Annotated in this window: 16 protein-coding genes; 7 read left to right on the top strand and 9 right to left on the bottom strand. The window is 39.9% G+C overall.

The window, feature by feature from the left end; all coding sequences use genetic code 11:
* Positions 1-190: 190 nt before the first annotated feature.
* Entirely contained in the window at positions 191-403 is a 213-nt protein-coding gene (locus QM454_RS13180; RefSeq protein WP_432358749.1) for a hypothetical protein, read from the bottom strand.
* Between the two features lie 106 nt (positions 404-509).
* The gene (locus QM454_RS13175; protein WP_432358747.1) at positions 510-812 is read right to left on the bottom strand and encodes a YunC family protein; all 303 of its coding nucleotides are present in this window, start codon (positions 810-812) and stop codon (positions 510-512) included.
* 128 nt (positions 813-940) lie between these two features.
* On the opposite strand from QM454_RS13175, the gene QM454_RS13170 reads away from it, so the two are divergent.
* The 4 genes from QM454_RS13170 (at position 941) to QM454_RS13155 (ending at position 2,900) form a co-directional block, all read left to right on the top strand.
* Positions 941-1,765 (top strand): S1C family serine protease, encoded by an 825-nt coding sequence (locus tag QM454_RS13170; protein WP_432358746.1) that lies wholly within the window; start codon positions 941-943, stop codon positions 1,763-1,765.
* A 92-nt stretch (positions 1,766-1,857) separates the two neighbouring features.
* Positions 1,858-2,013, top strand: coding sequence for a DUF1540 domain-containing protein (locus tag QM454_RS13165; RefSeq protein ID WP_432358744.1), 156 nt, complete (start codon positions 1,858-1,860; stop codon positions 2,011-2,013).
* Positions 2,014-2,175: 162 nt separating this feature from the next.
* Positions 2,176-2,622 carry a hypothetical protein gene (locus tag QM454_RS13160; RefSeq protein WP_432358743.1) on the top strand — a complete coding sequence of 149 codons (447 nt, stop codon included), beginning with the start codon at positions 2,176-2,178 and terminating at the stop codon, positions 2,620-2,622.
* Positions 2,610-2,900: a DUF2653 family protein gene (locus tag QM454_RS13155; protein WP_432358741.1), complete on the top strand. Its 291-nt coding sequence runs from the start codon at positions 2,610-2,612 to the stop codon at positions 2,898-2,900. Before QM454_RS13160 ends, QM454_RS13155 begins: the two co-directional genes overlap by 13 nt.
* 47 nt (positions 2,901-2,947) lie before the next feature.
* Here the strand turns inward: QM454_RS13155 and QM454_RS13150 are convergent, their stop codons facing one another.
* From QM454_RS13150 to QM454_RS13140, 3 genes are all read right to left on the bottom strand, one after another.
* A complete protein-coding gene (locus QM454_RS13150; protein ID WP_432358739.1) occupies positions 2,948-3,754 on the bottom strand; it encodes a VanW family protein in 807 nt (268 codons plus the stop codon).
* Positions 3,755-3,862: 108 nt separating this feature from the next.
* On the bottom strand, positions 3,863-4,657 hold the full coding sequence (locus tag QM454_RS13145) for an EcsC family protein (RefSeq protein WP_432358737.1): 795 nt from the start codon (positions 4,655-4,657) through the stop codon (positions 3,863-3,865).
* A 42-nt stretch (positions 4,658-4,699) separates the two neighbouring features.
* Positions 4,700-5,308, bottom strand: a complete 609-nt coding sequence (locus tag QM454_RS13140) for an RIO1 family regulatory kinase/ATPase (protein WP_432358735.1) — start codon at positions 5,306-5,308, stop codon at positions 4,700-4,702.
* 312 nt (positions 5,309-5,620) lie between these two features.
* On the opposite strand from QM454_RS13140, the gene QM454_RS13135 reads away from it, so the two are divergent.
* Positions 5,621-6,586 (top strand): LCP family protein, encoded by a 966-nt coding sequence (locus QM454_RS13135; protein WP_432358733.1) that lies wholly within the window; start codon positions 5,621-5,623, stop codon positions 6,584-6,586.
* A gap of 36 nt (positions 6,587-6,622) precedes the next feature.
* On the opposite strand, the gene QM454_RS13130 is transcribed toward QM454_RS13135, so the two are convergent.
* Together QM454_RS13130 and QM454_RS13125 are read right to left on the bottom strand one after the other, a co-directional pair.
* Complete coding sequence (locus tag QM454_RS13130; RefSeq protein ID WP_432358732.1) at positions 6,623-7,492, bottom strand: YitT family protein; 870 nt, start codon at positions 7,490-7,492, stop codon at positions 6,623-6,625.
* Positions 7,493-7,593: 101 nt separating this feature from the next.
* On the bottom strand, positions 7,594-7,782 hold the full coding sequence (locus QM454_RS13125) for a hypothetical protein (protein ID WP_432358730.1): 189 nt from the start codon (positions 7,780-7,782) through the stop codon (positions 7,594-7,596).
* A gap of 218 nt (positions 7,783-8,000) precedes the next feature.
* On the opposite strand from QM454_RS13125, the gene QM454_RS13120 reads away from it, so the two are divergent.
* Together QM454_RS13120 and QM454_RS13115 are read left to right on the top strand one after the other, a co-directional pair.
* Positions 8,001-9,221, top strand: coding sequence for an MFS transporter (locus QM454_RS13120; RefSeq protein WP_432358728.1), 1,221 nt, complete (start codon positions 8,001-8,003; stop codon positions 9,219-9,221).
* A gap of 29 nt (positions 9,222-9,250) precedes the next feature.
* Positions 9,251-9,688, top strand: coding sequence for an OsmC family protein (locus tag QM454_RS13115; protein ID WP_432358726.1), 438 nt, complete (start codon positions 9,251-9,253; stop codon positions 9,686-9,688).
* A 109-nt stretch (positions 9,689-9,797) separates the two neighbouring features.
* Here the strand turns inward: QM454_RS13115 and QM454_RS13110 are convergent, their stop codons facing one another.
* Positions 9,798-11,846 (bottom strand): CocE/NonD family hydrolase, encoded by a 2,049-nt coding sequence (locus QM454_RS13110; protein WP_432358724.1) that lies wholly within the window; start codon positions 11,844-11,846, stop codon positions 9,798-9,800.
* Between the two features lie 29 nt (positions 11,847-11,875).
* The gene (locus QM454_RS13105; RefSeq protein WP_432358722.1) at positions 11,876-13,378 is read right to left on the bottom strand and encodes a BCCT family transporter; all 1,503 of its coding nucleotides are present in this window, start codon (positions 13,376-13,378) and stop codon (positions 11,876-11,878) included.
* Between the last annotated feature and the right edge of the window lie 48 nt (positions 13,379-13,426).

Genomic DNA, 13,426 nt, shown 5'->3' with positions numbered 1-13,426 from the left:
ACTAGCAAAATCCAACAAGATAACCGCACATATTTACTACAATTAATTCAGTTACGATTTACCATCATCCAATTTGGGTGATGGTTTTTCTTTTAGAATTCAAGAAAACCGGATAAATTTCTGGTCAAGGGACATCATACATCATGTAGGTGGATTCATTTCACTTAACAAAAAAATTTAAAGGAGATGTCTACACATGCGGGACAACAGACAAAATCGGGATAATAACAATAACAATAACCCGAACAATCGTAACGACAGGAATCAAAATAACAGGAACAACAACACGGAGTTTGCCGACGATTTCTTCGGGCAGGACAACAATAACAACAATAACAACAGAAACAACAATAACAACAACAATAACAACAACCGCAATAATCGAAACAACCGGTAATAACAAAAAAAATGGACCCGTATCGCTTACTGTGTGCGATGCGGGTCCATTTATTCAGTGTACAAAGAGCAAGTTACTCAAAACATTTTAATAGTGTTTTTATAGTGGCATGTTACAGCATTTTCAAGAGTGCATCTTCCCCACTCATTCCAACGCGAATGCCTAACGCCTCCGCTTCCATCGTAACGGATTCTAACGGTGATTTCAGCAATTGCTCAATTGTTTTCACACCAACTGCCCTACCAGCCACTATTTTTCGATCAGACAATACATTATTCAACAGCCCGACATCCAAAGCACCGCACATAATATATCCTTTTTCATTGGAAACCGTCAATAAAGTCGTTTTTGGTAATCGAACAGTAACTGCTGTAAACGGATATCCCTGAATAATTATAGGTGTTAATGTGACCAAACGCCTCTCCCCTTTCCCCTCTATACATATGGAAATCACTTCAGAATTGTGCACTTATATGTCGGTCTCGAATCACTGCTATACTAGTAGTAATAAAATTATTCGAACGACTAAGGAAGTGACCTACAATGAAAGATGAGAAGATTGAAGATCATATCCATAAGTTGAATGACGAACACTTAGAAGATATTAGCGAGGAAGAAATGCATGAACTTGTCCTGCAAGCACAGAAAGAAGCATTGATGCAAAAGGAAGCATCCGTTCAGAAGAAAAAAGTGCCTAAATGGTTTATTTGGCTTTTGTCTGCAACGTTATTCCTCAGCACATTCGCTGGGCTTTTCAATGTGTTCTCGATACCTGCCATCGATTTCCTACGAACATCGGCTACACTATCAAAACAAGAACAGATCGCAGCGTATAAAAAATCGGTTGTCGTCGTTGTAACGGAAGATGGAAAGGGAACCGGTTTCTCCGTCTCAGGAAATGGCACCATCCTTACAAACTATCATGTTGTGGAAGAAAATCATTCTATTTCAGTCGTTTTTCCTCATGACGGCCGATTTGAAGCAACTGTCATAGAAACGTTTCCAACTATTGATATGGCAGTGCTTGAAATTAAAGGACGTGATCTTCCATCACTCGCAATTGATTTCAGTGCGGAATATAAAGCAAATGACTCAATCACGTTTATCGGAAACCCACTCAACTTCAAAGGAATTGCGAATGAAGGTAAAATTGTAGAGCCAATTCAGCTAGCGGGTTGGAATGATGAGGTAATGATGATAAAAGCACCTGTCTATCGTGGGAATAGCGGCAGCCCAGTATTGAATGAAGATGGAAATGTTATCGGAATTATATTCGCCACATTGAATCACGAAGAACACGGCAAAGTTGGTTTGTTCATCCCTTCATCCTTACTAGTTAACTATGAGACACTTCGCTTACAGGAATGACCCGTTCAGTTTTTTTATCACCTTCTATGTTCAATTACAGGCAAGCATCATTCTAAGGTTTTGTGGAATGATATGCATACGGAGGTGAAACGATGACGCAGAAAATACTATGCGAAGTGAACAACTGCACGTATTGGGGAGACGGAAATAAGTGTCATGCGGATGTCATTTATGTCGTTAGCCAAAATGGTGAGCAGGCGGCTGACAGTGAAGACACAGATTGTAAAACATTTAAACCAGAAGAGTGACTGAAGAGGAAAAATGCATAGTCATTTGCGGCTTGCATTTTTCCTCCTTTACCCATGGATCTCTATCCCATTTTTCTTCGTACAGTCATTTATTTGACGCCAGATTTATTATACTTGTATAATTGCATAGATTTTAATTTTGTTTACTGGAGGGTTAATGATTTGAAAAAAGTATTGTCGGCGTTAATCGCTTTGTCGATCGTCATGTCACCAATCGGCAGCATTGTGCTAAAAGATCATGCTACAACGGTCGAAGCGAAAGGATACAAATCAGGAAAGAAAAATTTCAACATGAATAAAAACACGCCTACAAAACCGCAAGTGGATAAGAAACAGGATGAGAAGAATACTTCTGTCAATAATTCTTCAAATACTACTTCTCCAAAAGGCGGTTTCTTCTCTGGCGGCCTTATGCGTGGTTTATTTATTGGAGGAATCGCAGGACTTCTATTCGGAGGCCTTTTCGCTAATATGGGAATGCTCGGTTCGTTTTTAGGATTTATGATCAATGTGCTGGCGATCATTTTTATCGTATTTATGATTCGGAAGATCTTCTCTGTCCTTAAAGCGAAAAAAGAGAAAGAGGATACTAATCCATGGCGGAATTAACATTGTCTGAACAAGATATTGTCAATGCAATATGCATGGAGCAATCTCGAAAGCATAATATTCTCCCTGAAGAAGTCGAAGTAGAGCTTATGTACGATGATGATGAAGGCTTTTCCGCACAGTTGGAATTTCACAGTCAAATGGTAGTCCTCGGCTCATTTGAAATGATTCAGGCGATTCGTTTCTATATTGAGGAAGTTTTACAGGAAGACCCTTATGCTGCTGGTATAAAGTTACTATTGGATAGAGAAGAAGGTATTATTGCCTCAATACAATAAGTTTATCAGTAGTCCGAACCAGGCGTGTTAATAACGCCTGGTTTTTTCTATTCATGCTTTTTCCCTTCAATTACATCATATTTCACTTCAGAATTATTTTTTATTAATAGTTCATTATGCAAATGATTTCCTGTCCGTTTATCGACAGTGCGTCTCCAAATTTCATTCTGTCTAAAGGTCTTTCCGTTTTTCTTATAAAATTGGTGGTCTCTTTCTTCTATATGATAACTATATGGAACTTCATCGTTTGAAAAAATAGCGCCTTTCAAATGACGGTCAGTCACCCATACGCGTATTTGAAAATCATATTCTGTTGTATTCTTGAAACGAAAGTCTACATAATTGTAAAAAACGCTCGCCCCGCTACCAAATGGAAGAACCCTCCCTTCATCAGGAAAAGGATCGAAGCTGTGATGATGCCTTTCAATGACCGTTAAAGGCGTGTGGAGCACCATCCAATATAGAAGATTTGAAAGTTGGCAAATACCTCCACCTATGCCCGTTTTCACTTCTCCCCTAGAAAGCTGCATTCCTTCAATATACCCTTTTTTTCTTGTTGCTCTACCGACTAATCCCCAAAATGAAAAAACTTCTCCTGGTCGAACGATGATTCCGTCAATCCTGTTTGCTGCAAGGGAGAGGTTTACAATTTTATTTTCCTGTAATTTCGGATCACTATTACCTAATCTTCTACGTAGAAGAGATTGATGTCTTTTGCATGTGTATTGAAAATTAATTTCCGCCTTACGTTTCGCGAATTTTTTCCGGTCTTTACTATTTTGGAGAAAACGAAAAAACCTTTTTTGCTCAATTCTCGCATAATATAAAAACGGATGAATCTCTGACAATCTCATTTTATTCTCTCCCCTTTTCCGTAACGTACACCCCTCTCTACTTTATTCAGTTTCTGAATGATTCTTTCCTTCTAGTTCTGCAAGATAATTTTCAGTTTTTTAGCTTCTTCAATGCTGCCTCAGTCTCTCTATAATCCTTCTTTTTCGATAAAGCATTTTGCCTGCTTCGGCAATGTCGTTTACAGCTGAGCGATTGATGAAAGCACCAAATACAAGTCCCGCAATAGGAATCATTTGAAATAGTTTTTTCCAGCCTATTTGGTCCCTAAAGGAAAAAACAACTTCGCGCCACCCTTGCAGCTCAGACATGACCTCACGTCTTGAAGACTCATCAGGACCATCGAATTGGGACAACTGTGCAAGAATGGCTTGTTTACCAACAATATCAGAAGAAACGAATTGGAGGCATTTTACTACAAATAAACGTTCCTCTTTCTCGTTCGGATTATACCCATAACAAATTGCCATGTCTTGCAATGTTTTCAATTGTAAACTGAGTAACAATGGAATATCTATCGTTAATGTAAACAGACCGCCTATTCCGGTAGTAGCCCCTTGGAATGTCGCAATTCTTTTTCTATTGTTCGTTATTTTTTCAACAGCTGAATCCATTGTTGAAACAGGAAGTATCCTAACATCATCTAAATCTCGCACATGTAAATTGGGATAATAATTGGGGATGTTCTTTACAGAGCTTAAATACCGCCCACCTGTTTGAATATATTGGCCAAGCTCGTCCAGAAGGACACTAATTTTCTTCTGTATGAAGTCGGGTGTCCACTTATCCATTATCTTAAATGGTAGACGCCCTATCTTTTCCCAAAACCACAAATCACTTTGATCTTTCTCCCAATCCTCCACTATTTTCAACTCAGTTAATAACCATTCTTTAGAATCAGTCATTATCGCCTTCCCCACTTTCTTTACTCATTGTCTATTTCAAGTTCACCTTCGATAGAAAGGTATCCAGTCTTTTTTATAAGTCCACGCAATAGTATTTAACAAACCGGGGGCAATTTTTTGGGGGAAATAGTGCTTACAGTAAAACTGTCTATACGCCCTTTTCAAGTTATGCCATTGTTGACAGTGCTTCTTTTGTCTAAAGCGCGCAACATCGATCATCATAATTTTATTTTCAGTAGTGATAAAAATATTTCGCAAGTGAATATCAGATGGATTAAGACCTTTAGTAGTTGCCAATGAAATTGCGTGTTCAATTTCCGATAAATGAGAAGGCCTTATGACTTTCCCCTGGACTACACAATCAAATAGTGTAAGACCTTCAATGAAATCAATGACAATAAAATTCTCACCTGATGCATAGATGGATGGAAAATATACAATACCTTGAAGTTTTTTGTAGATTTCCGCCTCTTCCATAGCAATATGTGAACAAGTAGGAAAATACACTTTCATCGCTTTCATCGTTGACTTTATTCGAAACACAAATGCACTTCTTCCGGTTCCGACATGCTGTAAAGATTCATCGTAGTTTATTAAAAAATTGTTATTGTTAATTTGTACAGTTTTCGCGAGTTGTTCAAAATTATTCAAAACTCGACCTCCAATAAATAATGAAAAACAAAATAAATTTAGTATAAAATACAATAGGATTTGGAGTCAACAAATGCGATTTTAATTAGAAATTACTGATCGTTACAATAGGAATAGAAGAAGTCAAAAGAAGGTATTATGATAGTTTTGTATAAAATTGGATTTTTTATTTTGTGTAAAACGAAAACCTTTTGCATTCTGTAACGTCTATATATGTAGTGAAAATAGCCCTTGCCCAGTAGTTCATTAGATGATATGATACGCGTGCTAAACAAGCTCTTTATAGATTTTACTAGTTAGGCGGTGATCCAAGTGCGCAGAATAGATATTCGACAAAAGAAAAAAAAGAAGAAGTTCGGTATACTCATCAGTATTGCCCTAGTCTTGCTCGGATTAGGCGTTTATTACTGGTTTGATCAATACAATCAAGGATTGTCCTTATCAGAAGATGGTACGTTAAAGGAGAAAAATGAGGACTTCGGTATTTTTGATGGACCTGAACCTCAATTCGGCGAAATTAATATTATGTTGCTTGGCTCAGATGCGCGAAAAGATGAAGAAGGCCGTTCAGACACATTAATTATCGCGAATTACAATCAAAAAACCGAAAAAGTGAAACTGATTTCGATCATGCGTGATACGTATGTCAATATTCCTGGATATGGTATGCAGAAAATGAATTCTGCATACTCCTTTGGCGGGCCGGAGCTCGTTCGGCAGACAATAAAGGAAAACTTCGACTTGGATGTTCATTATTATGCAATGGTCAATTTCAATGGGTTCCCTAAAATTGCTGATATTTTAGCACCAGACGGAATCGAGGTCGACATCCCTTATACGATGTCACATGGAATTTACATGACACTTCATCCAGGAGTGCAAAGATTGCAAGGCGAGCAATTGTTAGGATATGTCCGTTTCCGCCACGACAGCAAAAATGACTTCGGTCGAGTCGCACGACAGCAAGAAGTGCTCTCAAAATTGAAGGATGAGGCTGTGAGCATGCATAGCTTAATGAATTTGCCGAAATTATTAGGTGCAGCGGATGCGTATATTGATACAAATCTAGATAAGATGACGATGCTTTCCATCGGAAAAGGAATCTTGGACAATAAATCCGAAAAAATTGATACACTACGGATCCCTGTTGACAACTCTTATAGACCTGAAAGGGTTCGTGTTGGCGAAGTCCTTGCAATTGATTTCGACAAAAACAAGGAAGAATTGAATAAATTTCTAGAAGGCACGACGGAAATAGTTGAAAATGGCAAAAAATGAAACAAGGTATCCCAATTTTTCAGGGATACCTTGTTTTTATGTTATTGATCGTTCAGCTGGCTCGTCTTCCCGTCTAAAGAAACCAAAAATCCCGACAGTCTGAACAATATTTGTGAAAGCTTGTGGATCGACTTCAGTAATGACCTTTTCCAGATCATATAATTCATACCTAGTGATTACCAAGTAAAGCATACTTTTCTCTTCTTTCGAATAAGCGCCTTTCGCAGGTATAATTGTTATGCCACGAACCATTTTTTGATGAATTGCTTGCTGAAGCTCCTCAGCCTTATGTGTAATGATCATCGCTGTCACCTTCTCGTGACGTGTATGAAGCATGTCGATAACTGTTGTCGTGACATAGAGTGCAGCCATCGTATAGAGAGCGTTCTCCGGCTCATACAATACCCCTGCAAGAACAATGATGACTCCATTCATCATCAAGAAGTAAATTCCAATCGGTTTATCCTGCAGACGCGACAATACCATTGCCACAATATCCATTCCGCCAGTAGATGCACCGAGCTTTAACGATATTCCGATGCCAACACCCGCAAATACACCACCAAAAACAGCATTCAGAATAATATCATTGGATAGTTGAAGAACTGGTAAAATCTCAAGGAATATTGTAGTAAAGACAACCGAGATAATGCTGTAAATCGTAAACCCCCTGCCAACTTTGAACCAGCCTAAAATGATTACCGGTATATTGAATAAGAATAACAGGATACCGGTACTGATCGAAAAGCCTAATTGGTCATGCAAAATGCTTGAGACAAGCTGGGCAGCGCCGGCAAATCCAATTGCAAAGACGTTGGCATTGATCAGGAAAAAATTCAAGGAGATCGCCACAAGGATAGAGCCTAAAATGACGACCAAAATTCGTTTTGCTTCGGTAAAAAACATAAGTACCTCCTCATTACATATCACAATAGCTATTTGATTATACTTCATTGTTATAAAAATTTCTTTCAAAAACCATTAAAAAACACCAGTTGCACTGGTGTTTATGAGCTGAATGTCTGTTTTTTATATTCAGTATAGAAGAACGAAGTAATTCCAAATAAGAAGAAGAGTGAAATGAATCCAATCAATGCCCCTTCTAAGTCAAATCCTTTTATAAACGATATTGATGAAATGCTTACAACAGAACCTGTAAACAATGCCATGATGATAATTCGAAGCATAACGTTCATCCTCTCCGTCTCTTCAATAATTGAGAAACTTTCTCAAATACATTTTACGTTAAATGAGAAGATTTATCAATTATAAATTGGAATGCCATTATGATATGCGAGAGTGATACTAATTATGAAGATTTCATAGTCTATATAAATAGACTCTTGTATTTCGTATAACGAAGTATATAATTCAGATAGTAGGTTGTTCAAATGAATAGAAACGTGGAGAGATTATGCGTACATATAACGAGAAAATCAGCATTTATCATGGGATGGCTTCGACGATCGCATTAAATTTTTCAAACAACTTTTTTCCAATCTTTGCGATCACTATGCTAAGCGCAACGAATTACCAAGTTGGATTGATTAGTTCACTGCCGCCTCTAATGGCCTTAATGATGACGATACCTGCTGCAATTTTATTGAATCGGTCCCAAGCGCAGAAAAAGCTCGTGGCATTATCGGTCTTATTTGCACGGCTTATGTTCTTGCTAATTATAGGTATTATATACTTGCCTTCCCCATCGACGCATGCATCGGTCTTTTTAGTCGTCGTTGCCATCATGAGTTTGCCAAACACTGTTGCTAATATCGGGTGGCAAACTTTCATCGGTGGTCTTGTTGAGGAATCAAGGCGCGGCTCATTTTTCAGCGACCGGAACAGATTGTTGACAATTGTCGGTTTGATTTCGACTCTTGTTATCGGAGTATTAATGAAAGATGCTTCAACGAGTATCACTGCCTACCAATTTCTGTTTGGCATTGCTTTTTGTTTCGGGATGCTCGAAGTTTTTTTATTGATGAAACACGAAGAAGAGCCTGTAAAGACAGATGGTTCATTATTAAAAAAGAAAACGATGGATTGGTCCATTTTCAAGTATAAAAACTATGTATCTTTCCTAGTCGCTGCGCTTTTCTTCAATTTCGCCTGGCAGATGGCTTGGGGCATTTTTAATATCTATCATGTAAGATTTGTTGGAGTGACGATCTTCTGGGTGAGTATGTTTGCTGTCGGGAGCATGTTGGCGCAATTTCTGTCCTTCCCTCTTTGGAAGAAATGGGCGGAAAAAAGATCGAACACATTAGTTTTTGTGTGGGCAGCGGTCGGAATGGCGACGACCCCGTTTCTGACGGTCCTTTCTACAAATGTGTATTATATTGCTTTAGTCCAGACTTCATCGGGATTTTTCCTTGCAGGCGTTGTGTTATTATTGTTTAACTTGTTGTTGGAACAGTCGCCTGATCACGTCAGGACGTATTGCATCACGACATATAATGTTTTGTTATCAATTGTAGCCTTCATAGCCCCACAAATCGGAATTTGGTTACTGGAGCAGTTAGGTGTTGAAATTGCTATGTATATTAATTCCGCACTGCGGTTTTTGAGTGCTGGATTGTTTCTTATTGTTTATGTAAAATACACGAGGAAGACAAAGAGTCACCTAGTATTGTAGAAAGATTGTAGCAGAAAGGAGTAATGCAAATGGCGGAACATCACTTTTATCTTAAGGCGAACTGGCCCGGATTACGAAATGACATCGGTACAATCGAAACATTGAATATGAAGACGGCAGTATCCATACCGACCGAAATGGATGGACCTGGTATCGGGACGAATCCGGATGAGATGCTGCTCGGTGCAGCTGCAACATGCTATATCATCACGCTTGCTGCTATGCTTGAAAGAAGTAGAGTAGATAAGGAAAGCTTAACGATGGAGTCCATCGGTATAGTGGATTACAAAAATGGTATCGTTACGTATAATAAGATCATACATAAGCCGGTTATCATTTTAACAGAAGGTATGGCTAATAAGCGGAATATGGTAGAAAGATTGGCAATGAAAGCGGAAACTTCATGCATGATCAGCAGAGCGTTGCAAGGAAATGTCGAAGTGACTGTGGAACCAACTATTAAATAGAAACCAAAAAAGCCTATTGTTCATATTACCGAACAATAGGCTTTAATTGGCCAAAAACATAGGACGGAAAGAGACCGAAAGTGACCCCTTTCCAAAACCTATATAGATCTTATACAAACTCCCTAGGAACTTTTGTCTCCCATGTCCGATTGAAAACTTCTTCTTCCCCTTCGTACGCGATTAACTGGTTCTTCAAATAGAAGTTCTCTTCGTCCGCTGTCATGACACTCATCGTTTCAAGGCTTGTCTGCCACTCTCCTCTACCGACTGACAACGTCCAATCACATTGTACTTTCGCAGTTAGCGGCTCACCTTCTTCGACAGTGTAAATATTCCTGTTCGTACTGCCATATTCAATACCATTAACATGCAGTTTTCTAGCGCCTTCATCCGAAAAATCATCAAGCGTCCAAACGTTGGAAACGACGTCGTGTGAAATAATCCGTGTTCTTTTCGCTTCACGCAAAACGTCCATTTCCAATACTGGAGTTGTTTCAGGATGTTGGAAAGGTTGAAGCTCCATATCAATCGCTTTCGGTTCTCTAACAGGCAATGATAGGAATGTTTTCTCTGAAGGATAAACAGTTAATGTTGCTTCTTCAGGAGAAGGCCAAGCATGTGGCCAATACGTTGGAGATATGGCCAATTGCCAGCGATGCCCTTTTTCCAACTTGTGCCCGATTGCATTCAAGTCAACCGTGATGCAATATTTTTCTCCAGGCACTAAATGCTCCGGAAACTCATGACTGTTCCGATGCGTAAGGTTCAATAACCCCCACGTCACACGAGTGGATGAACCATCTGGTGCAACATCGTTCAATCGCACCGAAAGTAATGCATTTGGTTTGTCAGATGAAAGTTCAACCGTGAATGACGGATGTCCTAAAATATGGACAGGCTCCTCAACCGGTTCGGTATCGAAAACGACTGCATAGCCATTTTCATTCCTTTGGTCACCCGGCAAGTCGCCCGGTTGGCCAAACGGACAAAACACACCTGCATGAAGACCGTGCTGCTGAACGCTTTCTACTTTAATTTCGTTTACGTCGCCTATCTCTGTTTTCAATTTTGATCCATCCAAAAAGTAACGTTTAGTTTCAAGATCGGCTGGAGGCCATTGCTCCTCTGCCACCCAATGCCCCGGTCTAACAAAATAATCGGTTTGTGGCGGGACACTATCCTGAATCCAAGCTCTTAGCATCGGTTCCTCCATAATGCCTGTATCAATACCTTTTAACCATTGATCCCACCAGCGCAAGCATTCCTGAAGAAACCCAATTTGCGGCCCAGGGACTGCCATTTCAGGATATTCATGCGCCCAAGGACCGATCAATCCTTTGCGAGGTCCTTTTAATCCTTCCAATAACCGAGGGATGGCGTTTGTATAGCCATCTGCCCAACCACCTACCGCATATACGGGAATATCGATGTCCTCGTAGTTTTCACATACGGAACCACGCTTCCAGTAATCATCGCGGCGCTGGTGTCTTACCCACTCTTCTACAAACGGAGGCGTCTTATCTAATCGGTCTAACCAATTTTCACGCCATGCCTCTCCGACAACTTCAGGATCGGCAGGACGCGCATTATAAGCAAGCATTGTGGAAGCCCACCAAAGCATATCGGAAGCAAGCATTGCTCCTCCTTTATAGTGGACGTCATCCGCATATCGGTCATCTGTTGAACAGAGTGTGATGATAGCTTTTAATGAAGGATGGCGTCTCGCAGCCACTTGTAAACCATTAAAACCGCCCCATGATTTTCCGATCATACCGATGCCGCCAGTAAACCATGGCTGTTCAGAAATCCACGTGAGTACTTCCAATGCATCATCTTGTTCTTGCTTTAAATATTCATCATACAAAATCCCCTCAGAATCACCAGATCCTCTTAAATCAACTCGGATGCTCGCATATCCGTGACCTGCAAAATACGGGTGACGAATTGAATCTCTAAGGGCAGTGAAATCATTTTTCCGGTACGGAATATATTCAAGAATAGCCGGGACCGGATTATCAGCAGCATCTTCCGGCAACCAAATCTTTGCGGAAAGATGTGTGCCATCTGACATCGGAATCCAAACTTTATTCATTTCTTTAATTTTCCGTGGAAATTCTGATCGAACGATGCGATTTGATTCACGTACATTAAAAACCATTATGAAAACCTCCTAAATGATAGCTGAAATTATGCTTTTGGAAAGTCCTGCTTTAGCCATCTCAAAAGAGAAACGATTAGCAGAAGATAAAAGATGTAAATTGGTACTGATACGACAACCGCTGACGTTTGAATGACACGCAATCCGCCAATTAGCAGCAACGAAATAGAGATTGTCGCTAATATAGCTCCCCATAGCATTCGATGCCATCTAGCGGGTTCTTGCCCTTCCGCCAACTCCTTCGTTGCGATCGCAGATAAGATATACGTTGCAGAGTCCATCGATGTTGAAAGGAAAATGACCGCTAATATGATAAAGAACGGCAGGATAATTGTGCTAAATGGCAATGAACTCAAAATAGCAACAACTGAAGCAGGTCCTCCACTTTCGGCTAAAATGTCTTTCACGGGAAGGATATCTTGCAATTGCAAGTTCATCGTATAGCCACCGAATACCATGAAGTAAATCCAGCCGCCGATAGAACCCCAAAGTAACATATGGATAATTAATTGACGAATTGTTCTTCCTTTCGATATTCTTGCGACGAAAAGTCCCATGAATGGGGCTGTCGCTGCAAACCAAGCCCAGTAAAACACTGTCCACCCTTGCGGAAATCCGCCTTTATTGATGGGGTCGGTATAGAAGCTCATCATGGCAAAATTTTGGACCATTAAGCCGAAACTATTAGTGAAATAAGTTAATATGAATAAAGTTGGCCCAGCAATGAAAACGAATATTGCAAGCGCCAATGCAAGGTATATGTTTAAATCGCTCAATCTCCGAATTCCTTTATGTAGCCCCAAATAAGCACTCGCCGAGTAAACGATCGTAATACAAATGACGATGATGGCATCGAGTGTTATTGTTTGTTCAATGCCTAAAATACTCCCTACTACAGCAGACACCATTGGAACTCCTAAACCGAGTGATGTTCCTAAACCTCCAACAAGGCTCCAAATGACAAGAATATCAATCAGTTTCCCTACCCAACCATCCGAATATTTACCAAGTGCACCGCTAAGGGCGACGCTCATCTTCAAGGAAGGACGTTTTTTAATAAAGTAGGAATAGGCGATGACGACTGTCGGGAATGCATAAAGTGACCAGGCCGATATGCCCCAATGAAACAAGCCATACGTCAATGCCCATTCAGCAGCTTCTTTACTTTCCGCTTCAATCCCAAACGGAGGGCCTGTAAAGTAAAATATTGGTTCAAGCATCGACCAATACATGATGCTTGTACCCATGCCTGCCGTAAATAGCATCGTTCCCCAACTAAATGATGAAAACTCAGGTTTGCCTTCGCCTAATCTAATCTTTCCATAGCGGCTGAAAGCCAACCAGATTAGAAGGATGAACAAACCAATTGTCAAAAACTGAAAAGCCCAGTCCATTTTAAATGTAATCGCAGACATCATATTGTCCAAATACGGCTCCGCAGTTGAACGATTGACAACTAGCAAAACTGTTGCCGCTAGAATGACTGCTATAGACGCCCAAAAGATAAATGGATCAATCCTCGCTTTACTCATTTTTCTCACCCCTATTAATTTTTTAACAATGCACCGAGCCAATTCAAG

This window comes from Sporosarcina sp. UB5, assembly GCF_050859005.1.
GTDB lineage: Bacteria > Bacillota > Bacilli > Bacillales_A > Planococcaceae > Sporosarcina.
Note: the sequence above shows the minus strand (reverse complement) of the source record. Positions and strands in the feature narration are given on the sequence as shown.

Excerpts from the sequence above, each read along its gene's own strand:
- QM454_RS13170 (WP_432358746.1), top strand. The coding sequence starts at position 941 with ATGAAAGATGAGAAGATTGAAGATCATATCCATAAGTTGAATGACGAA.
- QM454_RS13165 (WP_432358744.1), top strand. The coding sequence starts at position 1,858 with ATGACGCAGAAAATACTATGCGAAGTGAACAACTGCACGTATTGGGGA.
- QM454_RS13155 (WP_432358741.1), top strand. The coding sequence starts at position 2,610 with ATGGCGGAATTAACATTGTCTGAACAAGATATTGTCAATGCAATATGC.
- QM454_RS13150 (WP_432358739.1), bottom strand. The coding sequence starts at position 3,754 with ATGAGATTGTCAGAGATTCATCCGTTTTTATATTATGCGAGAATTGAG.
- QM454_RS13145 (WP_432358737.1), bottom strand. The coding sequence starts at position 4,657 with ATGACTGATTCTAAAGAATGGTTATTAACTGAGTTGAAAATAGTGGAG.
- QM454_RS13130 (WP_432358732.1), bottom strand. The coding sequence starts at position 7,492 with ATGTTTTTTACCGAAGCAAAACGAATTTTGGTCGTCATTTTAGGCTCT.
- QM454_RS13125 (WP_432358730.1), bottom strand. The coding sequence starts at position 7,782 with ATGAACGTTATGCTTCGAATTATCATCATGGCATTGTTTACAGGTTCT.
- QM454_RS13120 (WP_432358728.1), top strand. The coding sequence starts at position 8,001 with ATGCGTACATATAACGAGAAAATCAGCATTTATCATGGGATGGCTTCG.
- QM454_RS13115 (WP_432358726.1), top strand. The coding sequence starts at position 9,251 with ATGGCGGAACATCACTTTTATCTTAAGGCGAACTGGCCCGGATTACGA.
- QM454_RS13110 (WP_432358724.1), bottom strand. The coding sequence starts at position 11,846 with ATGGTTTTTAATGTACGTGAATCAAATCGCATCGTTCGATCAGAATTT.
- QM454_RS13105 (WP_432358722.1), bottom strand. The coding sequence starts at position 13,378 with ATGAGTAAAGCGAGGATTGATCCATTTATCTTTTGGGCGTCTATAGCA.